This window comes from Ruegeria sp. AG7, assembly GCF_056541545.1.
In genome coordinates this window covers 142,219-163,944 of the sequence record NZ_JBQFYP010000007.1, presented here as the reverse complement: position 1 = coordinate 163,944, position 21,726 = coordinate 142,219, and the positions used below count along the sequence as shown (strand labels likewise).

Here is a 21,726-nt window from a genome sequence, read left to right as displayed (position 1 = left end):
GGCCTCAGTTCAGGATATCTGCGATCGCGCCGATCAGGTTCAGGACTTTGCGTGTCTCGGGGTCGACCCGGTACACGTAATCACCCGCACGGACATATGAGTAGTTTCGGTTCAACCCATAGCGATAGGGGTCATTGATCCAACGGTAGTCGTTGGTAATGAAGTCACCATCGCGATAGATTTTCTTTGCCTGACCAGGCGGCACGCAGGGAACGGATTTCTTGGCCAGGCCCGGAGGGCAATGCCCGGCCTTGTTCTTTGCAACCGCGGCAACCGGGGAAAGGGCCAAAGCCGCCAGAGTTGCCGTCGTCACCAAAAATCTCGTCATGTCGCCGTCCTTTGCGATTTGGCCAGCCGGGCCTTTTGTTCATGACTGCCTAGATGGTCGCTTGCCCAACATCTGTCAAATCGTTGGGCAAGATGCCGCCAGTTGTCTTAGTCACGCCCGCGCTTTTCGAACCGTGGCAGCATGGCACTGAAATCGCGTCCCTTGCCATCTTCGTTCTCGACAAATTGCTCATAAAGCGCGGTGGCCACCTGACCCATCGGTGTATCTGCATCTGCACTCTCTGCCGCCTGCTGGCTGAGGCGCAGGTCCTTCAGCATCAGCTCAGCCGCGAATCCGGGGGCGTACCCATTGTCCGCCGGGCTTTGCGGACCGACACCGGGGGCAGGGCAATAGGCGTTCATCGTCCAACTGTATCCGGACGACGTACTTACCACGTCAAACATCTTCTGCCGGTCCAGACCAAGCTTGTCGGCTAGGGCGAAGGCTTCACAGGTTGCGATCATGGTGACACCAAGGATCATGTTATTGCAGATTTTGGCGGCCTGGCCGGCACCGGCCTCACCACAGTGAACAGCTTTCTGCCCCATGATGTCGAACAGGGGGGATGCCTTGGCAAACGCGGCCTCTGATCCGCCAGCCATGAAGGTCAGCGTGCCAGCTGCAGCACCACCGATGCCGCCTGAAACCGGCGCGTCTACGGACAACAGTCCGGCGTTGATGGCCTGATCCGCAACTGCCCGCGCGCTTTCCACGTCAACCGTCGAGCAATCGATTAACACGGCACCTTGTGCCATTGCGGGAATGATTTGATCGGCAACGGCCCTCAGAATCGCACCGTTTGGCAGCATCGTGATGACAGCATCGGCCGCTGCGACGGCTTCCGAAGCGGTTTCGGCCGGAGTAACCCCGTCAACCGTCACGCCCGCTGTGTCAAAGCCAAGTACCTTATGACCGGCTTTTGCCAGATTGGCCGCCATTGGCGCGCCCATGTTTCCCAGTCCGATGAAACCGATTTGCATCTCTTAATCCTCTTCGAAAGTCAGGGCGTCCGCACCCAGGGGCTGAAGCATTTTCGACACGGCAACCAGAGGGACGTTCATGTCAGGAAACTGCCAGTTCGGATTGCGATCCTTGTCGATGATCTGCGCGCGGATACCTTCCAGAAAATCTCCATGCTCCATCGCGCGGTAGGTAAAACGATACTCCATCTCCAGAGCTCGGCGTATGGTCAGAGAAGGGGTGCGCAGGCGGTGAAGAATCTCGATCGTGCAGGTCACGGAAAGCGGTGCGTTCTTCCTCAGCATGCCCAGAGTTTTCGCCGAAAACTCACTGTCGTCTCTGTGCAGACTGTTCAGAACGTCGCCAAGGGTTTCACCGGAAAAATGCTGATCGATTTGGGCCTGCATGTTCACCAATTCACCATCAGTCGGTGTATCGGCGTGGTCAGCCAATAGTTCAGCGTTTCCAGAGGCTTCGAGCAACTCGATCAGATCGGACCATTGCGATTGCGGGATGAAAAGATCGGCAAACCCTGCAAAGATCGCATCCGCAGGCCCCATCCGATAGCCCGTTGTCCCTAGAAACTCACCCGCGCGTCCGGGTGCAAGGGCCAGCATCAACGAGCCGCCGACATCCGGCACCAGTCCGATGGAGCATTCTGGCATGGCAATCTTTGCGCTTTCTCCCACAACGCGATGGCTGCCATGGCATCCGATGCCAACACCGCCGCCCATCGCGAACCCCTGAAGAAAGCTGATGACCGGTTTGGGATATTCGAATATCAGGGCATTCAGACGGTATTCGTCACGCCAGAATTTCTGACCGTAAGAAAAATCGCCCTTGGTGCCGGTTTCATAAAGTTCAGCAATATCACCGCCCGAGCAGAAGGCTTTTTCCCCTTCGGCGTCCAGGATGATCAGGTCGATCTCATCGTCCTCGCGCCAGTTGCGCAGAGCTGTGTCGATGGCCATGCACATGTCATAGGTCATCGCGTTCAGCGCATGAGGACGGGTCAGGGTGATACGCCCGGCACGGCCTGTGGTGCGGATATCGATATCTGACATGGATGCCTCAGCGATTGGCAAGCAACTGGCGCGATACGATCACACGCATGATCTCGTTCGTGCCTTCCAATATCTGGTGCACACGAAGATCACGCACAAGCTTTTCGATGCCGTAATCAGCAAGGTAGCCATAACCACCATGCAATTGCAGGCACTGATCCACCACTTTCGATCCGGTCTCAGTGACGAATTTCTTGGCCATGGCGCAGAACTTCGTGGCATCGGGTGCGCCCTGATCCAGCTTCCAGGCTGCCTGCCGAAGGAACGTGCGCGCGGCCTGCAATTCGATCTCCATATCCGCCAGACGGAACTGAAGGGCCTGAAACTGGTCGATGGATTGGCCAAAAGCCTTACGTTCAGACATGTATTGCAGCGTCATGTCCAGCCCCGCCTGAGCGGCCCCAAGGGAACAGGCAGAAATGTTAAGCCGACCGCCATCCAGCCCCATCATCGCATATTTGAACCCGTCACCTTCCGTGCCCACAAGGTTTCCGGCCGGTATCTTGCAATCGTCGAACTGAACTTGCGCGGTGGGTTGGCTTTTCCAGCCCATCTTCTGCTCGAGCGCGCCGAAGCTGAGTCCGGGCGTGCCGTCTTCAACGTAAACGGTCGATATCCCTTTGGGTCCATCCTGACCGGTACGCACCATGCAGACGTAAGCGTCGGAATATCCGCCGCCTGAAATGAAGGCTTTTGTTCCGTTCAGCGTATAGCCTTCATTGGTTCGTTCAGCACGTGTCTTCAGCGCCGCCGCATCCGATCCAGAACCGGGCTCGGTCAGGCAATAACTCAGCACAGTTTTCAAGCTCAGAACATCGGGCATGATGCGCGCCTTGAGGTCATCGTCGGCAAAATTGTCGAGCATCTTGGCGCACATGTTATGGATTGACAGGAACGCTGCAACCGACGGGCAGGCCATCGATAAGGCCTCAAAAACCAGGGTTGCATCCAGACGGGTCAGGTTTGACCCACCGCTAGCCTCTGACACGTAAAGGGCACCAAAGCCAAGCTCTCCGATTTGGGGCCACAAGGTTTTGGGGATCGTTCCATCAGACTCCCATTGCCGGGCAAAAGGGGCGATATGTTCCTGCCCAAAGGCATGTGCCATATCGAAAATGGCTGTTTGTTCCTCGCTGAGTGCGAAATCCATGGCGCTCCCTCCCATCGGCAATGAATTGAACGGTTGTTTATTTCTGAATTCTTACAGAAATTTTGCAGGTTCAACAATGGCTCTGGGCAGGGGACTGTCGTCGCCAGTGCCTAAAGATCCGCGTGGAACTCTTCGATCAGGTGGCGCACGACGGCCTTGCCGGGATCTTCCCCTCGTGCGGCAGCCTCGGCGTGAACGCGGCGCTGGCGTGTGGCCGAGGTGCCGTTTTCGGCAATCTGCCGCAGGCGGGCAAGTTCCGACATTGTGCCCAGTGCCTCGGCATCTTCGGCCAGCAATCCCATCAGATCACCGATCAAATCGGACATGGGTTTGATCGAGCGATCGCCGAAGTCGATCAATCCTTCGCCCACACCATATCGCTGCGCGCGCCAGCGGTTTTCACCAATAAGAAAGCGATCATATTGCCGCCAGCGCAAGTTGCGATCTTTCAAGCGGCACAGCATTCTGGTCAACGCCTGAATAAGGGCGGCAAGTGAAAGCGTGTGCTCCAACCTTGGCTGGACATCCATAATCCGCGTTTCAAGCGTTGGAAAGCGATGCGAGGGGCGCAGGTCCCACCAGATCTTAGTGGTATCTTCAATGACCCCCAGTTCAATCAAAATACCTGTCGTGCGTTCATATTCGCCCCAGCTTGCAAAGACCGGCGGCAGACCAGTGCGCGGCAAATTGTCAAAGACAGTCAGGCGGTACGAAGACAGGCCCGTATCCTCGCCATTCCAGAAAGGCGAGGACGTGGACAACGCCAGAAGATGCGGCAGGAAGTAAGACAATTGCGGCATCAGATCAGAACGCAATGCTTGGCTTTCAACCCCGACATGAACATGCATTCCGCAGATCAGCATCCGGCGGGCCACGCCCCCCAGCGCATGTTGCAGCGCATCATAGCGTTCTTTGCGGGTGTGATGCTGATCCTTCCAGTTTGCGAAAGGGTGGCACGACACGGCTATTGGCGACAGATTATAATCCGCTGCCCGTTCTGATACACAGGACCGCAGGCGTTTCAGGTCCTCGCGCGCCGAAGCGACGGTTGCATGCGGGCGGGTGCCGACTTCAATCTGGCATTGCAGGAATTCGGGGCTGACCTGACCTTCGAAATCATTCTGACAGGCTTCCATCAGCGCTTCGGGGGCTTCGGACAATTGGAGGCTGTCGCGGTCTACAAGAAGGTATTCTTCTTCGATCCCGATCGTGAATTCCTGCTGCATGGCGGCCCTCGCGGTAGTTATTTCGATCAGTGAATACGGAAATTTTCTTTTTGCCAAGGGTTTGCCCGGCTTGTCCTTGCAGAGGAACGACTAGCAAAGGTAAGGAACATCGCAGCAAAGACTACGGAGCCAGCGACTTGAAACCCAGAAAATTCCCGCAGATCAACGCCGCCCTGGATGAGCTGGGTGTGAAACTGGTCGACAAGGTCACCGAACAGGATGAGCGCACACGGTTGGAAGCTTTTGAGGCTGCCGGAGGTCTGACGCGCCCCGTCTATGCTTTGTCCCCGGGGATGGATGGGTTTGATATTTCGCAGCTGGCCAGTGAATACGCCATGCACAAGAATGCGCTAGAGGCGCTGAAGGATCCAGAGCGCAATCAGACTGGCTATCGTACCGGAAACGGCTATTACGACAGCCCGGACGCGGATGCCTTGTATCTGATGATCCGCCGCTTTCAGCCCCGGCGGGTGATCGAGGTTGGATGCGGTAACTCGACCCGAGTAACCCGGCAGGCGGTCATCGATGGCGGGTTTAACACCACAATTACGGCCATCGATCCGTATCCCCGCGCTGACATTGTCCATGTTGTTGATCGGTTCGAACAAAAACGGCTGGAGGAGGCCGACCCGGCGCTGTTTTCAGAGCTGGAAGCCGGCGACATCCTGTTTATTGATTCCAGCCACGTCGTGCGGATGAGCAACGACGTCGCTCATCTTTTTTGCCGCATCATTCCAACACTGAAGCCCGGAGTGGTGATCCATGTGCACGATGTTTTTCTGCCCTACGAATACCCCAAGCGGTTCTTCTATGATTGCCCAGGTTGGGGTGAGCAGTACATGCTGCACGCTTTGCTGCAATCTGGCGCGTATTCAATGCTTTGGCCGGGATATTACTTGCAACAGGATCGACCCGATGCTGTCGCCGATTTGCCCTTTTTGGCTGAAGGGCGCGCGCAAAGCATCTGGGTGCAGCTAAAAGAAAAATGATCTCAGACTGATCCGGCGTGACGAAAGCCACGTATCCCTTTCCATAACAAGCTGGAGAGGAGAAGACAGCCATGTTTCGTCGTACTTTTATGGGTGCCGCCGCCGCATTTGCATTTGCCATGCCGCTCAAAGCGCAGGCTGCAGATATCGTTGATACCGCTGTAGCAGCCGGATCGTTCAACACGTTGGTGGCCGCAGTTCAAGCCGCAGGTTTGGTAGATACCTTGAAAGGAAAAGGTCCATTCACCGTCTTTGCCCCGACAGACGAAGCCTTTGCCGCACTACCCGAAGGCACGGTGGAAACGTTGTTGTTGCCGGAGAACAAGGATCAACTCGTATCGATCCTGACATACCATGTAGTACCAGCCAAAGTGATGTCCGGCGACATTGCTGGCAAGCGCGCCAAGGTTCTGACTGTTCAGGGTGATCGGCTTAGCGTGAATGCCAAAAACGGCGTCAAAGTGAATGACGCCAAGGTCATACAGGCAGACATTGAAGCCAGCAATGGCGTGATCCACGTGGTCGACGCTGTTATCCTGCCGGAATGACGCTCTGTTCCTAAAGAGATCAAAGCCCCGGCGTATGACCGGGGCTTTTGCTTTTCTGAGCTGGTAGATTAGATCAAACGAACCTGTGTGCCGACCTTAACCAGCGGATACAGTTCTTCGACATGCTGGTTGTAAAGGCCGATACAGCCAGACGAACTCTGCCGGCCGATCTTGCGGGTGTCATGCGTGCCATGAACCAGGTAAGCGGGCCAGTCCAAATACATTGCACGGGTGCCCAGCGGGTTTCCGGGATCACCGCCATCGATCCGAATAGGTAGGCTGGGGTCACGCTCGCGCATCGAGGCAGTCGGTGTCCAGCTTGGAAACTCGGTCTTGCGCACAACTTTTGTGTAGCCGCGTTTTGTAAGCTCTTCGCTCATGGGTACAGAGCTGGGGTACAGCTTATAGGTGCCATCCGGCGCCCAATAGTGAACCGCGCGGCTGGTAATGTCGGCCAACAGGCAGCCTACGCCCAGCTCATCAAAATGGTCCTGCCAGTTTTGCTGCGAGAAGGACGACACATTGCGCCGTACCGGCAACTGTGTGCTGATCGCGTCTTCGGTTTGCGGGAAAGCATCAGTGCTTTGTGCCCGAACAAGGGCGGGGGTCGCCATCAGGGATGCAACGCCTAGCAGGGCGGAACGACGAGTTATTCGGGATTGGGACAAGGTTGCCTCCGGTAAGTTCACTGCTCGCTGTGTATTTGGCGGCAAGATATTTCCATTGGACGCAATTTTCCAGAGCGACGCACCTGAATTTCTTGTGAGCGTGGGGAATTTGAAAGCTGGTCGGCGGAAAGATGCGAAAACCCGGCCCTGAATGCGGCCGGGTTCCATGGTCGTGCAGGCTGAAATCAGTCCATGGCTTTGAAGTTGAACTCGCCACCTTCCTTGATGCCGGACGGCCAACGTGCGGTCACTGTTTTAGTGCGAGTGTAGAACTTGAAGCTGTCCGGGCCATGCTGGTTCAGATCACCAAACATGGATTTTTTCCAGCCACCAAAAGTGTGATAAGCCAGCGGAACGGGGATCGGAACGTTGATACCCACCATGCCGATATTGATCCGGCTCGCAAAGTCGCGCGCTGTGTCACCGTCGCGGGTAAAGATCGCTGTGCCGTTGCCGTATTCGTGGTCCATCGCCAGGCCAATCGCCTCTTCGTAGGAACCTGCTCGGACAGTCGACAGAACCGGGCCAAAGATCTCTTGTTTGTATATGTCCATGTTCGGAGTGACGTGGTCAAACAGGTGCGGGCCGACAAAGAAACCGTCCTCATAACCTTGCAGGCTGAAGTCGCGGTTATCGACAACCAGCTTTGCGCCTTGCTCGACACCCGAATTGATCAGGCCAAGGATACGTTCTTTCGCGGCGGCGGTTACAACAGGGCCCATGTCGACATCGTCACCAGCGGTGTAGGGGCCTACTTTCAGCTTTTCGACGCGTGGGATCAGCTTTTCGATCAGCTTGTCCGCGGTTTCTTCACCAACGGGAACCGCAACAGAGATTGCCATGCAGCGTTCGCCAGCTGCGCCAAACCCGGCACCGACCAGCGCGTCGGCGGCCTGATCCAGATCGGCGTCCGGCATGACGATCATGTGGTTCTTGGCACCACCAAAACACTGCGCGCGTTTGCCGTTTGCTGTGGCGCGGCTATAGATATACTGCGCGATCGGGGTAGACCCCACAAAGCTGACGCCCTGAATGATCTCGCTGTCGAGGATCGTATCAACGGCCTCTTTGTCGCCATTCACGACCTGAAACACGCCTTTGGGCAGACCGGCTTCGACAAACAGTTCGGCCAGCATCAGCGGAACCGAGGGGTCACGCTCGGAGGGTTTCAGAACAACGGCGTTACCGCAGGCCAGTGCAGGACCGACATGCCACAGTGGCATCATCGCAGGGAAGTTAAAGGGCATGATCGACCCCACGACACCTAGTGGTTGGCGCATGGAATACATGTCGATGCCGGGGCCTGCGCTGTCTGTAAACTCACCCTTCAGCATCTGCGGTGCACCGATGCAGTATTCGATCACTTCCAGACCACGCTGCAAGTCGCCCTTGGCATCGGGGATGGTCTTGCCGTGCTCGCGGCTTAGTGCCTCGGCCAGTTTGTCCATGTCGCGGTTCATCAGGCCGACCATTGCCATCATGACACGTGCACGTTTCTGAGGGTTGGTTGCGCCCCATTCCGGCTGGGCAGCGGCTGCGGCCTCAATCGCCGCCGTGGTTTCCGCAGCACTTGCCATCGGGCACTTGTATTGAACCTCGCCCGTTGCCGGGTTGTAGACGTTGTCGAAACGACCGGATGTACCGGCGACCATTTCGCCGTTCAGGAAATGGGTCAGATCTTGCATCAATAACTCCTCCGATAGATTTATGCGCACAATAGGCTTGCAGAAATCCCGCGAACAGAGGCAATGTCTCAAAAGAGTTTTGCAAAAATGCAAAAGGAAGCGGTGTGACTCCAAACTGGGACGATATGCGGATCTTTCTGGCCGTGGCGCGCGAGGAAAGTCTTTCCTCCGCTGGTCGTATCCTGAAAATCGACCCCGCCACCGTGGGGCGACGTGTTGCGCGATTGGAAACGACGCTGGATTCTGCGTTGTTCACCAAGTCGCAGCAGGGCTATGTCCTGACACCGGCAGGGCAGCGCCTGTTGGAGCATGGGTTGCATGCCGAAGAGGCGATGCGCGCAGCGGCCGGGGCCGTGGCAGGATCCACGAAATCACTCAGCGGGCAAATCCGGATCGGCGCGCCAGATGGCAGCGCAAATTACCTGTTGCCCCAGGTCTGCGCCAGGATCAGTGATTCAAACCCGGAACTGGATATTCAGATTCTGGCTCTGCCGAGGGTGATCAACCTGTCCCGTCGCGAGGCCGATATGGCCGTGACCGTCAGCGCGCCAACCGCAGGGCAGCTTTTGGTCAAGAAAGTCAGTGACTACAAACTGCACATGGTCGCGACCGATGAATATTTGAAACGTCACGAACCAATCCACTCGGTCGCTGACCTCAAGGGGCACCGGTTGATCGGTTACATCCCTGACATGATCTTTGACCGCGAACTGGATTACCTGAACGATATTGGGGTTGACCGTGTCGCGCTTGCATCGAACTCGGTCTCGGTGCAATTGCGGCAGGTCAGTTTGGGAACAGGCGTTTGCGTGGCACATGACTTTACGTTGCCGTTCCATCCGGGGCTACGGAAAATCCTGACGGATCAAGTGAGTCTGACACGAAGTTTCTATCTGGTCCGGCATGAAGGAGATCAGCGCAATGAACGGCTGAACCGCTTTGCCGATGCCCTAACGCGCGGCATTCGCGAGGAAGTGCTTCGATTGGAAGCAGATGCCGGTGCTTGACAGGTCGCCACAATCGCGCAACGCTTTGGAATAAGTGTTATTATTCCGGAGGAATTCTTCATGTTGGTACAGGCTATCCTGACGTCCAAAGCGACAAACGGCGTTGTAACGGTGGCGCCAACGGCGACAGTTTCAGAAGCCTCGAAAATTCTTGCGGAAAAGCGGATCGGGACGGTTGTTATTTCGGACGATGGCGGAGAAACCGCTATTGGAATTCTGTCTGAACGCGACATCGTCCGCGAGCTTGCCGCCAGCGGTAGCGGCTGTCTCGACCAGCCTGTAAAATCCTACATGACGCAGGATCTGATCACGACGACGCGTCAGGCCTCAGTTCAGGATATCATGGCCCGCATGACAGAAGGGCGCTTTCGACATATGCCGGTTGTCGAAGACGGTAAACTGATCGGCATCGTCACACTTGGTGACGTGGTAAAGGCCCAATTGGCCGAACTGGCGATGGAAAAGGACGCCCTGGAAGGCATGATAATGGGGCACTAACAGCAAGGGGTGCCAAAGCAATCACTTGCACCTGCAGCAAAGTTGTGTTTGCTTGCGCAGAAATTTTGTTGCGCAGGAGGGCGCGATGCGGGTTGGTTTGTATCCGGGAACCTTTGACCCTATCACCATAGGGCACATCGATATCATTCGCCGGGCGGCTGCATTGGTGGATAAACTTGTCATTGGCGTCGCTATCAACCGGGACAAAGGCCCCTTGTTCTCGCTGGAAGAGCGCGTCGCGATGATCGAGGCCGAATGCGCCGAACTGACCGAACAAACCGGCACAGAAATCATCGCTCATCCCTTCGAAAACCTATTGATCGATTGCGCAAGGGATGTCGGTGCACAGATCATCGTGCGCGGTTTGCGCGCTGTCGCGGATTTCGAGTATGAATTCCAGATGGTTGGTATGAACCGCGCACTGGACGACTCGATCGAAACTGTCTTTTTGATGGCCGAAGCACGCCATCAGGCGATTGCTTCAAAACTGGTGAAAGAAATTGCCCGTTTGAACGGAGACGTGTCGAAATTCGTCACGCCCCGTGTCAATGCGGCACTGCGTGAGCGGTTAGGCTAGGGCACCCATAGCGGCGGCCGTATCCAGCATCCGGTTCGAAAATCCCCATTCGTTGTCATACCAGGCCAGCACGCGAACCAGCGTGCCGTCGGTGACTTTGGTTTCTGCCAGTGACACCGTCGAGCTGTGCGAGTCGTGGTTGAAATCGACCGAGACCAGAGGACGGCTTTCCGCGGCCAGAACACCGGGGATCTTTGCCGCGGCATCAATGAACAGTTGATTGACCTCATCTTCGGTCGTTGGGCGCGAAACCTCGGCAACCAGATCAACGACCGAAACGTTCGGGGTGGGTACCCGGATGGCCTGACCCGTCAATTTGCCCCTGAGTTGCGGCAGTACCAGCCCCACAGCGGCAGCTGCACCGGTTGTGGTGGGGATCATCGACAGGGCTGCGGCGCGCGACAGGTAGGGGTCTTTTCCAACCGTGTCATGCACAGGTTGGCTGGCGGTATAGGCGTGAACGGTGGTCATGTTGCCATGTTTGATGCCAAGACCAGCGTCCAGCGCTGCGGCAACCGGAGAAAGGCAATTTGTGGTGCAGGATGCGTTCGAAACGATCAGATCGTCGGCGGTCAGTTCGCTGTCGTTGACGCCAAAGACGATGGTTTTCACACCGCCGTCACCCCGTGCAGGGGCTGAGATCAGGACTTTCCGTGATCCGTTCTTGAAGTGACGTTCAGCTGCTTCGCGCGTGCGGAAAACCCCGGTGCATTCCAGAACAACGTCGATGTCAGACCAGGGCAAGTCTTCGGGATTACGCTCACTGCTCAGGCGGATCGGGCCGCGCCCCACATCCAGACCGTCGTCTGTAAGCGTGACAGGGTTGGGATAACGGCCATGAACACTGTCAAATTCGAACAGATGCGCGTTCATGTCGGGCTTGCCCAAGTCGTTGATCGCGACGATCTCAACGTCTGTACGTCCGCTTTCCATCACCGCGCGCAGAACCCCGCGCCCGATCCGTCCAAATCCGTTGATCGCTAGTTTCAGGGTCATGGTTCGCTCCGTACAAATATCTCAGCCATATGAGTTAGCGCTAACAATTACAGATCAAGCGAAATGTCAAGAAAAACCTCTGTCATCGCCAAAAAGCGAGCCAGTCCAGAAAGTCGTATAGCTTCTTACCGAGGAACAACATGTGCTCGGTTCCATACAAGGCTACGTCCAGCATCATGCCCCCAAGCAATAGGACGCCAAGCCAGATAGCGATTTGATTGTTCATGTCGGTTCCGAACGAAAATGCCCGCCCAGATAACCTGAGCGGGCACCAACGTACAAGCGAAGTCCGAAGGGTCAGTTAAGGCGGCCCATGGCGACGGCTACGTCTGCCATGCGAACCGAGAAACCCCACTCGTTGTCATACCAGGCCAGCACGCGCACCATGCGATCATCGACGACACGGGTCTGGTCGGGTGCGAAGATCGAGCTTTCTTCGGTGTGGTTGAAATCGGTTGATACCAGCGGTGCGGGCTCATATCCCAGAACGCGCTGCATCGGGCCCTTGGCTGCTTCTTCGACGATTGCGTTGATCTCGGCCACCGAGGTGTCACGCGACGCGCGGAAGGTCAGGTCAACCGCTGAAACGTTCGGGGTAGGGACCCGGATGGCAGACCCGTCCAGACGGCCTTTCAGGTTTGGAAGAACTTCACCCAATGCTTTGGCAGCACCGGTTGAGGTCGGGATCATCGACATTGCGGCAGCGCGGGCGCGATAGAGGTCGCTGTGGCGACGGTCCAGCGTGGGCTGGTCGCCGGTATAGGCGTGAATGGTGGTCATGATACCGTGTTCAATGCCGACGCCCTCGTCCAGCACCTTGGCCAGCGGGGCCAGGCAGTTGGTGGTGCAGGAGCCGTTCGACACCATGTTGTCGTTCGCGGTCAGGGTGTTGTGGTTCACACCAAAAACGATGGTTTTGTTCACGTTCTTGCCGGGGGCGGACAACAGCACCTTACCTGCACCGCGATCCAGATGTGTTTTGGCCTTGTTGCCGTCATTGAATTTACCGGTGCATTCCAGAACGACGTCACAGTCTTCCCAGTCCAGTTCATTCATATCGTAGGTGGAAAACATCTGCATCGGGCCACGGCCCAGATCCATTGTGTTGCCTTCGATCGAAACTTCGCGCGGGAACCGCCCGTGAACGCTGTCATATTTCAGCAGATGCGCAGAGGTTTCCAATGGGCCGGTTGCGTTGACTTTGATCACTTCGATGTCGTTACGCCCCGACGCGGCGATGTGCGACAGGGTGCAGCGGCCAATACGGCCAAAACCATTGATACCGACCTTGATGGTCATGTGACGTCTCCTGATGCGCTTGCGTTGAGGGCCATATAGCGGCGAAATGGGAATCTCAAAAGGGCAAAAACGGCATATTTTTAAGGTGTTAGCGCAAACCTGCGACGGTTGCGCTAACGCTTGCGCTAGCCGTTGGATCAGGTAGGGTCCAGATGCGGCAGCGAAAGGGAAAGGAAACGCAATGAGTGGTCTTTTGGCCTTGTTGGACGATGTGGCCGGGATCGCCAAGGTTGCGGCGACATCGGTGGATGATGTCGTGGCCGCGGCGGGCAAGGCAGGGGCCAAGACGGCCGGTGTGATCATTGACGACGCTGCGGTAACACCAAAATACGTTCAAGGCTTTGCCCCGGCGCGCGAATTGCCGATCATCTGGCGTATCGCGCGCGGTTCGGTTTTCAACAAAATCATACTCCTGTTGCCGGTAGCCTTGCTGCTGGCCAATTTCGCCCCGTGGCTGATCACCCCACTGTTGATGCTGGGTGGATCATATTTGTGTTTTGAAGGCGCCGAGAAGATTTTTCACGTTCTGTTTCCTCATGGAAGCCACGTGATAGAGGAAGACATGAAAAACCGGGATCCGGGCCATCTGGAAGAGCAGAAGGTCAAGGGCGCGATCAAAACTGATTTTATCCTCTCAGCCGAGATTATGACCATTGCACTGGCGGCGATCGAAGCGCCAAACCTTTGGATGCAAGCCGCAACTTTGGCCGTTGTGGGGATTGGCGTGACGGTGGCGGTTTATGGCTCGGTGGCGTTGATCGTGAAGATGGATGATGTTGGGCTTTATCTGGCGCAGAACGCGCCGACACCTATCGGTCGCGGTCTGGGCCGAGGGTTGGTCAAGGCAATGCCCGCGGTGATGAAAACACTGTCCATAGTAGGAACTGCGGCGATGCTGTGGGTGGGGGGCTCGATCGTCATCCACGGGATGGAGGTGTTGGGCTTTGGATGGTTGGGCCATCATATCCATGATTGGGCCTATGCCATTGGGCATACTGTGTCTGATCAATGGGTTGGCGCGGTTGAGTGGGTATCCAAGGCCACGATGGATGGCGTATTTGGTTTGGCTTGGGGATTGGTTTTGATCCCTGTTGCAACCCGGATCATAGCACCACTGTTAAGTAAGAATGCGAAACACTGAATTGACCCGTTACCGTCTGGGCACGACCATCGATGGCCCGCTTAATCGAAAAGTGGGCACCCGCGGATCAAACGGCAGATCCTCAATTATTTCTGCTTTGAGTGTTGCTGCCGACGAGGTCCCATTCGATGAATCCGAGCTGTACAGTTTCTTGCATTTTTGTGTTGATACCGCTTTCAGGGCGCAGTAGCGTAGCCGTTGGTTCGGGGGACGCTTTTACAACGCTTTAGTGGGTCAATCGGCTACTTATGTTCCGCTGTCTGGAACACTTCTTCGCCAGGCGTTGTCTTGCCTCGGCCTGCAAGCACCTGAGATAGTGGTGGTGCAAGGACGGTATGAGTTGCGATTGGACTACGCTCTAAAAGCCTATGAAGAACTTGCGCTTCGGGTAAAGGCTGAACCCAAATGAAAAGGGCGGCCAAGGCCGCCCTTTACTCGATCAGATGGGACTGATTTACAGCCCCAACAATTCCTTGACCTTGGCCACGGTTGCTTCGGCGGTGATGCCGAAATGCTTGTACAGTTCACCGGCAGGGGCCGAAGCACCAAAGCTGGACATGCCGATGAACCCGGCTTTGGCTTCGCGGCCACGTTCACCCAGCAACCAACGATCCCAACCACCAGCACGAACCGCAGCCTCGATACCAACGCGGACCGGACCTGCCGGAAGGACGCGCTTGCGGTAGGCTTCGTCCTGCTCTGCGAACAGTTCCATGCAGGGCATCGAGACGACGCGGGTGCCGATGCCCTCGGCTTCGAGCATCGCTTTGGCTTCCATGGCCAGCGACACTTCGGAACCGGTGGCAATCAGGATCGCCTGACGCTTACCTTCTGCTTCGGCCAGAACGTAAGCACCTTGTTCGGTCAGGTTCTTGGTCTTGTGCTCGGTACGTACCGTTGGAACACCTTGACGGGTCAGCGACAGGACCGAGGGGCTTTCCTTGAAGGTCAGCGCCAGTTCCCATGCCTCGGCCGTTTCAATGGTGTCAGCGGGGCGGAACACAAAAGTGTTGGGGGTTGCACGCGAGATCGCCAGATGTTCGACAGGCTGGTGGGTCGGGCCATCTTCGCCCAGACCGATCGAGTCATGGGTCATCACAAAGACACTGGGGATCTTCATCAGCGCGGCCAGACGCATGGACGGGCGGGCATAATCTGTGAAGGCCATGAACGTGCCACCATAGGGGCGGATACCACCATGCAGCGCCATGCCGTTCATCGCGGCCGCCATGCCGTGTTCACGGATACCGTAATGGATGTAGCGACCCTTGCGGTTATCCGGAAGGAATACACCCATATCGGCCGATTTGGTGTTGTTCGATCCGGTCAGGTCCGCCGAACCGCCAACGGTTTCGGTCATGATCGGGTTCACAACGTTCAGGACCTTCTCCGACGACGAACGGGTGGCCAGTTTTGGCTGGTCTTCGGACATCTGCTTTTTGAAGGCACGAATGGCGCTAGCCAGTCGCTTGGGGGCCTCGAACGCATAGGCGCGGGTGAACTCAGCCTGCTTACGCTCGGACAGTTGTGCGAAACGCGCTTCCCATTCCGCACGCTCGGCAGCGCCACGCGATCCGATGGCTTCCCATGCGGATTTGACGTTGGCAGGCACGTCAAATGCATCATGCGTCCAGTCATAGGCCTTCTTGGCAGCCTTCAGCTGATCCGGATCGGTCAGCGCACCGTGCCCCTTTGACGTGTCCTGAGCCGCGTGGCCCAAAGCGATGTGGGTTTCGCACGCGATCATGGTCGGCTTGTTCGACTTCTTCGCCTGAACGATGGCCGCGTCGATGGCCTTGGGGTCATGACCGTCGATTTCGATCACATGCCAGCCCGAGGCCGCAAAGCGACGAACCTGATCGGTGCGGTCGGCGATGTCGACGGTGCCGTCGATGGTGATGTTGTTGTTATCCCAGAAGACGATCAGCTTGCTCAGCTCGTGACGGCCGGCCAGCGTGATTGCCTCCTGGCTTACGCCTTCCATAAGGCATCCGTCGCCCGCGATGACATAGGTATAGTGGTCAACAACCTTCTTGCCATAATGTGCACGCTGGATTTCTTCGGCTATCGCAAAGCCCACGGCGTTCGAGATACCCTGACCCAGCGGGCCGGTCGTGGTCTCAACGCCAGCGACCAGGAAGTTCTCGGGGTGGCCTGCGGTTTTTGCGCCCAACTGGCGGAAATTCTTGATCTCCTCCAGCGTCACATCTGCATATCCCGTAAGGTACAGCAGCGAATAGACCAGCATCGAACCATGGCCGGCGGACAGGATGAAGCGGTCGCGATCCGGCCAGTTCGGGGCCGAGGCGTCAAACTTCAGATGCTTTTCGAACAGGACGGTGGCGACATCAGCCATGCCCATGGGCATACCGGAATGTCCGGAGTTTGCAGCGGCGACGGCATCAAGGGTCAATGTGCGGATGGCCGCAGCTTTGTCCCAGTGTTCGGGGTTGGCATTGCGCAGCGCAGTCAGGTCCACGGGCGTTGTTCCTTTGGATAAAAAGCAGATTGCGGGCTCAATACCACTCAGCACTCAAAGTGCAAGCAGAACCGGGGTTTATCCGCTTGGATTGCGTGAACTGCGTGGTCCAAGTGGTTGAAAGCAAACAGTGGGTATTTTCTGTCGCATTCCGTTAGACTGGCGGCAGGCGGGATTCGATTTTGATTCGGATCGCTTCGCAACAAAACGAACCTTGATAAAGAGGTGACAGGGGCATGAGCCAACTTGAGGAATTACAGCACCGCATTATTGCGGCGATGGACCGTATCGGAGCGGGTGTCGACGCATTGGGCGGCGCGTCCGTAGATGCCCGGCCGGATGACGGCCTCCAGGCAGCGCTTGAAGATGAAAAAGTTGCGAACGCGCAGCTTCAGGAACGTCTGAGAACCCTAAAGGAACAGCACGAACAGGAAGTGGATGGGCTGAGAGCCGATCTTGAGGAGTTGCGAAGCGCTCCGACCAATACAGCCGAAACAGACGCTCTGCGATCCGAGCTGGAAGAAGCCCGTGCGAAAATCGCGACGGTCGAAGCCGCGCGCGCTGAATTGGCCGAAGCCAAGGCCGCATTGGACAACAGCACCGAGCTGGAGGCGCTGAAAGCGGAAAACAGCCGTCTAAAGGACGAACTGTCAGATACAGTCCGCGTCGACGACCTGAGCGCCGAGCTTGAGATGCTGCGCGCTGAACGGACCAGTCACGGAGCTGCAATGTCGCGACTGGACGACGATCTGCAACGGATGCGCAAGGCAAACGAGCAGTTGCGCACTGCGATAGAGGAATTGCGCGCCGCCGCCGCCGAAGGTGTCGCAGATGCCGAGCTGCTGAACCGGGCCACCGTCGCGGAACTGGAAGCAACGCGCGCAGCACAGGCGTCAGACGCCGCCGAAGCGCAGGCAGTTCTTGCAAGGTTGGAACCTCTGCTGTCGCAGGCGAAACTTGTTGAAGGTGAGGTAGAGTGATGCCCGAAGTGACCATTCATATCGGCGGGCGCGGTTTTGACGTATCCTGCCGAGACGGGGAAGAGCCCTTTCTGCACGCTGCCGCCAAAGTGTTGGACGACGAGGCACAGGTGCTGTCCGATCAGATCGGTCGTATGCCCGAATCCCGCATGTTGCTGATGGCCGGCTTGATGCTGGCCGACAAGACTGCGGCAACAGAGGACAAGGTCAAATCGCTCGAAGGGAAACTGGCCGAAGCCGAAGCCGAGCTTCAGGCGCTGCGAAGCGCCCCGGCGCCCGAACCTGAGCGCATCGAAGTGGCTGTGGTTCCGCCATCTGTTACAGATACGCTGGCCGAACTGGCCGCACGAGCCGAAGCGCTGGCCGCAGTAGTTGAGGAGAAAAAGGCAAGATGAAGGTCCTGCGCAAATTCATCTGTGTTGCGGCGCTGGTCGTGCCCGCAACAACGGCACTGGCCGAAATCGATATTCTGTCTGTCACCTTCACCTGCGAAAACGGAATACCGCTGCCTGTCACCTATTTCAACGCACCGGATAGTACAGGGGCAGCGGCAACCTTGGTGGACAATTCTCTGGTTGTGATGCGTCAGGTCGAAAGCGGATCAGGTATCCGCTACGAGTCCTTTGGTGAAGGTGGAACCTACATCCTGCGCTCGAAAGGGTGGGACGCGTCGGTTAGCTATTTGGCGGCGGGCGCCGCCAATGAGCAGGAGATCTATCGGGGTTGTTCCAGCCGGTAGGCCGGATTACGCGTTTGCTTCGCGGATTTTGTCGGCTGCTTCCTTGTTGTAGCCGACATTGTTTTCGTCGAACAACGCATCCAGTTCACCCGACAGGGTCATCTCGGTGATGATATCGCAACCGCCAACAAACTCGCCTTTGACATAAAGCTGGGGCACAGTTGGCCAGTCGGAATAATCCTTGATCCCCTGACGCACTTCTTCGTCGGCCAGAACATTCACATCCGTGTACTCGACGCCCATATAGTTCAGCACGCCAGCCACGCGCGAGGAGAACCCGCATTGCGGCATTTCCTTGGTGCCTTTCATATACAGCACCACATCGTTGGCTTTGACGGTTTCGTCGATCCGGGTCTTAACGTCGGTCATCTTGTTTTCCCTTTTCATCCGCATCTGCGGGGATTGTTCCATCACTGGGCAAACTGGGTGCCCATCCTTCCGTTTCAAGCTGCCGGTGTTCAGCCTGCGCCATTTTCACCGGATCAAGCCCATATCTCTCAAGGCCGCCCATTTTGCTGAGTTCACCCGGATCCGGACGCATATCGGACAGTTTTCTTTTTCGGTTGCGTTTGACATAGGCTTCGATCAGCGCGGCGGCAACTATCAATGCTGCAAATAAACCTATCCAGAACAACAAGCCATTCATAATTGGGCACTCTTAACCTTCGCGCTGTGTGAGTTTTCGCCGTCTCATATTCCTTGTGACGCGCCAATATCTGGGCCCATATTTCAGTAGCTTCGGTAGATCACAAAACAGGATCGCCAAGGAGCTGATAACGTCTAAGAACAGAAAGGTTAGTCTCAGTAGAGCCCATCCTATCGGTTCGTCCACTATTCAGGCACTTTCGTGGTCAATGCCAGTGCGTGCAGCTCTCCATCCGGGCCATCCATCTTGCCCTTCAGGGCCGCATAGACGGCGCGCTGTTGTTGAACTCGGTTTTTGCCGCGAAAGCTTTCGTCCACCACCATGGCGGACATATGAACACCGTCGTTGCCGCCAACCTGAATGACCGCATCAGGAAAGGCTTCTCGCAGCAGGTGTTCTATTTGATGGGCGCTCATCGGCATGTAGGTAACTCCTGAAGGTCTTTCCAAAGATGTAGAGCGCTTGAACCTGGCGCGCAAGGGCACATGAATGTGCCAAAACGACGAAACCTGCGCTTATTCAGGGCGCAGGTTTCGAGCGATATTTAAACAGCCTGATCAGGCGACGGCGTCGGCAAAGCTGTTGCGGAAAACGGCCGTCAGGTCTTCTAACGAGGCCTCCGAGCCGCCGATCCTGACGGTATCGCCAGTAAACCGACCTACCGAGACCAGCGGTACACCTGCCTGACCCGCCGCGATCATCAACGCTTCGGCCTGATCAAAGTTGCAAGCGACCAAATACCGTGCCTGATCTTCCCCGAACAGAAATTCCGTCGGTGCATCATCCAGACACACGCCTACCCCGGCGGCCTCGGCCAGTTCGAAGGCCGCAAGCGCAAGGCCCCCATCACTCAGGTCTGTGCAGGCCTTGATCATTCCACGATTGGCGCGAATGAAATCGCCGTTGCGTTTTTCAGCGTCCAGATTCACATGCGGCGCGTCGCCATCTTCTCGGTTGAAGACCTCGGCCAGAAGGGCGGACTGGCCCAGATGACCTTTGGTTTCGCCGATCACCAAAGCCACGTGGCCCTCGCGCACCTCGTTGCCGATGATTTCATCGCTGTGATTCAGCAGCCCGACAGCGCCGATTGTGGGCGTTGGCAGGATCGCCTGACCGTCGGTTTCATTATACAGCGACACGTTGCCGGATACGATCGGCATGTCCAGCGCGCCGACTGCGGCGCCGATGCCCTGAACGGCGCCGACAAACTGACCCATGATTTCGGGCTTTTCCGGGTTGCCGAAGTTCAGGTTGTCTGTTGTGGCCAGCGGTTTGGCCCCAACAGCCGTCAGGTTACGGTAGGCTTCGGCCACCGCCTGTTTGCCGCCTTCAACCGGGTTGGCGCGGACGTAGCGCGGGGTCACGTCAGAGGTGAACGCCAGCACCTTGTCGGTGCCGTGAACACGCACCATACCCGCACCCAGGCCCGGTGTCCGGTTTGTATCCGCCATCACCATCGTGTCGTACTGCTCATAAACCCACTGCTTGCCCGCGTAGTTGGGCGACGACAGCAGGGCACGCAGGCCGTCAATCGGGTCGATCTGAGGCACTTCGGCAAGGTCTTCGGCTTCGGGCGTCGGCACCCAAGGGCGATCATATTCGGGCGCGGTCGAAGACAGTTTGGACAGGACGAGATCGGCCTTGACCTCACCGTTATGCATGATCAGGAAGCGATCCTCGGCAATCGTTTCACCGACGATGGCAAAGTCCAGGTCCCATTTCTCGAACACGGCGCGGGCTTCGGCCTCAAGCTCGGGCTTGAGAACCATCAGCATGCGTTCCTGAGATTCGGACAGCATCATCTCATAGGCTGTCATATTCTCTTCGCGCTGGGGGACGTTTTCCAGATCCAGGCGCACGCCCAGACCACCCTTGTCGCCCATCTCAACGGCGGAACAGGTCAGGCCCGCAGCACCCATGTCTTGAATCGAGATCACGGCGCCGGTCTGCATCAGCTCCAGTGTTGCTTCCATCAGGCGCTTTTCGGTGAAGGGATCACCCACCTGAACAGTGGGGCGTTTTTCCTCGATGGTGTCGTCAAATTCGGCCGAGGCCATCGTTGCGCCACCAACACCGTCGCGACCAGTTTTTGCACCAAGATAGACCACCGGCATGCCCACGCCCGACGCGGCAGAGTAGAAGATCTTGTCACTGTCGGCCAAACCGGCGGCAAAGGCGTTCACAAGGCAATTGCCGTTGTAAGCGGGGTGAAAGCGGACCTCGCCCCCAACGCAGGGAACACCGAAACAGTTGCCATAGCCGCCAATACCTTCAACCACGCCGTTGACCAGCTGGCGGGTTTTGTGGTGGTCGGGTTCACCGAAGGACAGCGCGTTCATCGAAGCGATCGGGCGCGCGCCCATGGTGAACACATCCCGAAGGATGCCGCCGACACCCGTTGCCGCACCTTGGTAGGGTTCGATGTAGGACGGGTGATTGTGGCTTTCCATCTTGAAAACCACGGCCTGACCGTCGCCGATATCCACGACACCGGCATTCTCGCCCGGGCCGCAAATGACCTGAGGCCCGGAGGTTGGAAGAGTGCGCAACCATTTCTTCGACGACTTGTAAGAACAATGTTCGTTCCACATCGCCGAGAAAATACCAAGCTCGGTAAAGGTCGGTTCACGCCCGATGATCTCGAGGATCATGTCATATTCCTCGGGCTTGAGCCCATGTGCTGCAATCAGATCGGGTGTGATAGCGGGCTCTTGCATCTTCTGTCCTGTGTCCAAGTGGGCCGAGA

23 protein-coding genes are annotated in these 21,726 nt (G+C 56.9%); 9 read left to right on the top strand and 14 right to left on the bottom strand.

All coding sequences use genetic code 11. The features are described from left to right. Positions 1-4: 4 nt before the first annotated feature. The 5 genes from ACR0BF_RS11715 to ACR0BF_RS11695 form a co-directional block, all read right to left on the bottom strand. Positions 5-328 (bottom strand): hypothetical protein, encoded by a 324-nt coding sequence (locus ACR0BF_RS11715; protein ID WP_209504052.1) that lies wholly within the window; start codon positions 326-328, stop codon positions 5-7. Between the two features lie 107 nt (positions 329-435). Further along, positions 436-1,308, bottom strand: coding sequence for a 3-hydroxyisobutyrate dehydrogenase (gene mmsB, locus ACR0BF_RS11710; RefSeq protein ID WP_480624960.1), 873 nt, complete (start codon positions 1,306-1,308; stop codon positions 436-438). Between the two features lie 3 nt (positions 1,309-1,311). Continuing rightward, positions 1,312-2,352, bottom strand: coding sequence for an enoyl-CoA hydratase/isomerase family protein (locus tag ACR0BF_RS11705; RefSeq protein WP_480624959.1), 1,041 nt, complete (start codon positions 2,350-2,352; stop codon positions 1,312-1,314). 7 nt (positions 2,353-2,359) lie between these two features. Beyond that, positions 2,360-3,502: an acyl-CoA dehydrogenase family protein gene (locus ACR0BF_RS11700; protein WP_480624958.1), complete on the bottom strand. Its 1,143-nt coding sequence runs from the start codon at positions 3,500-3,502 to the stop codon at positions 2,360-2,362. 110 nt (positions 3,503-3,612) lie between these two features. After that, positions 3,613-4,728 carry a carboxylate-amine ligase gene (locus ACR0BF_RS11695; RefSeq protein WP_480472551.1) on the bottom strand — a complete coding sequence of 372 codons (1,116 nt, stop codon included), beginning with the start codon at positions 4,726-4,728 and terminating at the stop codon, positions 3,613-3,615. 137 nt (positions 4,729-4,865) lie between these two features. Between ACR0BF_RS11695 and ACR0BF_RS11690 the strand changes: the two genes are divergently transcribed. Beyond that, positions 4,866-5,717 carry a class I SAM-dependent methyltransferase gene (locus ACR0BF_RS11690; RefSeq protein ID WP_480624957.1) on the top strand — a complete coding sequence of 284 codons (852 nt, stop codon included), beginning with the start codon at positions 4,866-4,868 and terminating at the stop codon, positions 5,715-5,717. A gap of 71 nt (positions 5,718-5,788) precedes the next feature. After that, entirely contained in the window at positions 5,789-6,265 is a 477-nt protein-coding gene (locus ACR0BF_RS11685) for a fasciclin domain-containing protein (RefSeq protein WP_480516897.1), read from the top strand. A gap of 68 nt (positions 6,266-6,333) precedes the next feature. Here the strand turns inward: ACR0BF_RS11685 and ACR0BF_RS11680 are convergent, their stop codons facing one another. Together ACR0BF_RS11680 and ACR0BF_RS11675 are read right to left on the bottom strand one after the other, a co-directional pair. After that, positions 6,334-6,879, bottom strand: a complete 546-nt coding sequence (locus ACR0BF_RS11680) for a L,D-transpeptidase (RefSeq protein ID WP_480517736.1) — start codon at positions 6,877-6,879, stop codon at positions 6,334-6,336. Between the two features lie 239 nt (positions 6,880-7,118). Then, positions 7,119-8,618, bottom strand: coding sequence for a CoA-acylating methylmalonate-semialdehyde dehydrogenase (locus ACR0BF_RS11675; RefSeq protein WP_480624956.1), 1,500 nt, complete (start codon positions 8,616-8,618; stop codon positions 7,119-7,121). A gap of 125 nt (positions 8,619-8,743) precedes the next feature. Between ACR0BF_RS11675 and ACR0BF_RS11670 the strand changes: the two genes are divergently transcribed. From ACR0BF_RS11670 to coaD, 3 genes are all read left to right on the top strand, one after another. Beyond that, positions 8,744-9,625: a LysR family transcriptional regulator gene (locus ACR0BF_RS11670; protein ID WP_480476727.1), complete on the top strand. Its 882-nt coding sequence runs from the start codon at positions 8,744-8,746 to the stop codon at positions 9,623-9,625. Positions 9,626-9,685: 60 nt separating this feature from the next. After that, entirely contained in the window at positions 9,686-10,123 is a 438-nt protein-coding gene (locus ACR0BF_RS11665; RefSeq protein WP_480472559.1) for a CBS domain-containing protein, read from the top strand. A gap of 85 nt (positions 10,124-10,208) precedes the next feature. Next, complete coding sequence (gene coaD / locus ACR0BF_RS11660) at positions 10,209-10,700, top strand: pantetheine-phosphate adenylyltransferase (protein ID WP_209596116.1); 492 nt, start codon at positions 10,209-10,211, stop codon at positions 10,698-10,700. Here the strand turns inward: coaD and gap (ACR0BF_RS11655) are convergent. Together gap (ACR0BF_RS11655) and gap (ACR0BF_RS11650) are read right to left on the bottom strand one after the other, a co-directional pair. After that, positions 10,692-11,696 (bottom strand): type I glyceraldehyde-3-phosphate dehydrogenase, encoded by a 1,005-nt coding sequence (gene gap, locus ACR0BF_RS11655; protein WP_480624955.1) that lies wholly within the window; start codon positions 11,694-11,696, stop codon positions 10,692-10,694. The genes coaD and gap (ACR0BF_RS11655) overlap by 9 nt on opposite strands. Positions 11,697-11,993: 297 nt before the next feature. Beyond that, the gene (gene gap, locus ACR0BF_RS11650; RefSeq protein ID WP_480624954.1) at positions 11,994-12,995 is read right to left on the bottom strand and encodes a type I glyceraldehyde-3-phosphate dehydrogenase; all 1,002 of its coding nucleotides are present in this window, start codon (positions 12,993-12,995) and stop codon (positions 11,994-11,996) included. A 181-nt stretch (positions 12,996-13,176) separates the two neighbouring features. On the opposite strand from gap (ACR0BF_RS11650), the gene ACR0BF_RS11645 reads away from it, so the two are divergent. Next, on the top strand, positions 13,177-14,136 hold the full coding sequence (locus ACR0BF_RS11645; RefSeq protein ID WP_480624953.1) for a DUF808 domain-containing protein: 960 nt from the start codon (positions 13,177-13,179) through the stop codon (positions 14,134-14,136). Between the two features lie 454 nt (positions 14,137-14,590). On the opposite strand, the gene tkt is transcribed toward ACR0BF_RS11645, so the two are convergent. Continuing rightward, complete coding sequence (gene tkt / locus ACR0BF_RS11640; protein ID WP_480624952.1) at positions 14,591-16,615, bottom strand: transketolase; 2,025 nt, start codon at positions 16,613-16,615, stop codon at positions 14,591-14,593. Between the two features lie 236 nt (positions 16,616-16,851). On the opposite strand from tkt, the gene ACR0BF_RS11635 reads away from it, so the two are divergent. From ACR0BF_RS11635 to ACR0BF_RS11625, 3 genes are read left to right on the top strand one after another with little or no spacing between them, the layout of a single operon-like run. Further along, positions 16,852-17,595: a hypothetical protein gene (locus ACR0BF_RS11635; protein ID WP_480553407.1), complete on the top strand. Its 744-nt coding sequence runs from the start codon at positions 16,852-16,854 to the stop codon at positions 17,593-17,595. After that, positions 17,595-17,990, top strand: coding sequence for a cell division protein ZapA (locus ACR0BF_RS11630; RefSeq protein ID WP_209504034.1), 396 nt, complete (start codon positions 17,595-17,597; stop codon positions 17,988-17,990). The genes ACR0BF_RS11635 and ACR0BF_RS11630 overlap by 1 nt, the downstream gene beginning before the upstream one ends. Next, the gene (locus ACR0BF_RS11625) at positions 17,987-18,334 is read left to right on the top strand and encodes an MliC family protein (RefSeq protein WP_480624951.1); all 348 of its coding nucleotides are present in this window, start codon (positions 17,987-17,989) and stop codon (positions 18,332-18,334) included. Before ACR0BF_RS11630 ends, ACR0BF_RS11625 begins: the two co-directional genes overlap by 4 nt. A 6-nt stretch (positions 18,335-18,340) precedes the next feature. On the opposite strand, the gene grxD is transcribed toward ACR0BF_RS11625, so the two are convergent. The 4 genes from grxD to purL form a co-directional block, all read right to left on the bottom strand. Then, on the bottom strand, positions 18,341-18,703 hold the full coding sequence (gene grxD / locus ACR0BF_RS11620) for a Grx4 family monothiol glutaredoxin (RefSeq protein ID WP_480472577.1): 363 nt from the start codon (positions 18,701-18,703) through the stop codon (positions 18,341-18,343). After that, complete coding sequence (locus ACR0BF_RS11615; protein ID WP_480553410.1) at positions 18,690-18,980, bottom strand: hypothetical protein; 291 nt, start codon at positions 18,978-18,980, stop codon at positions 18,690-18,692. Before ACR0BF_RS11615 ends, grxD begins: the two co-directional genes overlap by 14 nt. Before the next feature lie 185 nt (positions 18,981-19,165). Beyond that, positions 19,166-19,402: a BolA/IbaG family iron-sulfur metabolism protein gene (locus ACR0BF_RS11610; RefSeq protein ID WP_480472581.1), complete on the bottom strand. Its 237-nt coding sequence runs from the start codon at positions 19,400-19,402 to the stop codon at positions 19,166-19,168. 135 nt (positions 19,403-19,537) lie between these two features. Beyond that, on the bottom strand, positions 19,538-21,697 hold the full coding sequence (gene purL, locus ACR0BF_RS11605; RefSeq protein WP_480624950.1) for a phosphoribosylformylglycinamidine synthase subunit PurL: 2,160 nt from the start codon (positions 21,695-21,697) through the stop codon (positions 19,538-19,540). Between the last annotated feature and the right edge of the window lie 29 nt (positions 21,698-21,726).

Excerpts from the sequence above, each read along its gene's own strand:
- ACR0BF_RS11715 (WP_209504052.1), bottom strand. The coding sequence starts at position 328 with ATGACGAGATTTTTGGTGACGACGGCAACTCTGGCGGCTTTGGCCCTT.
- mmsB (WP_480624960.1), bottom strand. The coding sequence starts at position 1,308 with ATGCAAATCGGTTTCATCGGACTGGGAAACATGGGCGCGCCAATGGCG.
- ACR0BF_RS11705 (WP_480624959.1), bottom strand. The coding sequence starts at position 2,352 with ATGTCAGATATCGATATCCGCACCACAGGCCGTGCCGGGCGTATCACC.
- ACR0BF_RS11700 (WP_480624958.1), bottom strand. The coding sequence starts at position 3,502 with ATGGATTTCGCACTCAGCGAGGAACAAACAGCCATTTTCGATATGGCA.
- ACR0BF_RS11695 (WP_480472551.1), bottom strand. The coding sequence starts at position 4,728 with ATGCAGCAGGAATTCACGATCGGGATCGAAGAAGAATACCTTCTTGTA.
- ACR0BF_RS11685 (WP_480516897.1), top strand. The coding sequence starts at position 5,789 with ATGTTTCGTCGTACTTTTATGGGTGCCGCCGCCGCATTTGCATTTGCC.
- ACR0BF_RS11680 (WP_480517736.1), bottom strand. The coding sequence starts at position 6,879 with ATGGCGACCCCCGCCCTTGTTCGGGCACAAAGCACTGATGCTTTCCCG.
- ACR0BF_RS11675 (WP_480624956.1), bottom strand. The coding sequence starts at position 8,618 with ATGCAAGATCTGACCCATTTCCTGAACGGCGAAATGGTCGCCGGTACA.
- ACR0BF_RS11670 (WP_480476727.1), top strand. The coding sequence starts at position 8,744 with ATGCGGATCTTTCTGGCCGTGGCGCGCGAGGAAAGTCTTTCCTCCGCT.
- ACR0BF_RS11665 (WP_480472559.1), top strand. The coding sequence starts at position 9,686 with ATGTTGGTACAGGCTATCCTGACGTCCAAAGCGACAAACGGCGTTGTA.
- coaD (WP_209596116.1), top strand. The coding sequence starts at position 10,209 with ATGCGGGTTGGTTTGTATCCGGGAACCTTTGACCCTATCACCATAGGG.
- gap (WP_480624955.1), bottom strand. The coding sequence starts at position 11,696 with ATGACCCTGAAACTAGCGATCAACGGATTTGGACGGATCGGGCGCGGG.
- gap (WP_480624954.1), bottom strand. The coding sequence starts at position 12,995 with ATGACCATCAAGGTCGGTATCAATGGTTTTGGCCGTATTGGCCGCTGC.
- ACR0BF_RS11645 (WP_480624953.1), top strand. The coding sequence starts at position 13,177 with ATGAGTGGTCTTTTGGCCTTGTTGGACGATGTGGCCGGGATCGCCAAG.
- ACR0BF_RS11635 (WP_480553407.1), top strand. The coding sequence starts at position 16,852 with ATGAGCCAACTTGAGGAATTACAGCACCGCATTATTGCGGCGATGGAC.
- ACR0BF_RS11630 (WP_209504034.1), top strand. The coding sequence starts at position 17,595 with ATGCCCGAAGTGACCATTCATATCGGCGGGCGCGGTTTTGACGTATCC.
- ACR0BF_RS11625 (WP_480624951.1), top strand. The coding sequence starts at position 17,987 with ATGAAGGTCCTGCGCAAATTCATCTGTGTTGCGGCGCTGGTCGTGCCC.
- grxD (WP_480472577.1), bottom strand. The coding sequence starts at position 18,703 with ATGACCGACGTTAAGACCCGGATCGACGAAACCGTCAAAGCCAACGAT.
- ACR0BF_RS11615 (WP_480553410.1), bottom strand. The coding sequence starts at position 18,980 with ATGAATGGCTTGTTGTTCTGGATAGGTTTATTTGCAGCATTGATAGTT.
- ACR0BF_RS11610 (WP_480472581.1), bottom strand. The coding sequence starts at position 19,402 with ATGCCGATGAGCGCCCATCAAATAGAACACCTGCTGCGAGAAGCCTTT.
- purL (WP_480624950.1), bottom strand. The coding sequence starts at position 21,697 with ATGCAAGAGCCCGCTATCACACCCGATCTGATTGCAGCACATGGGCTC.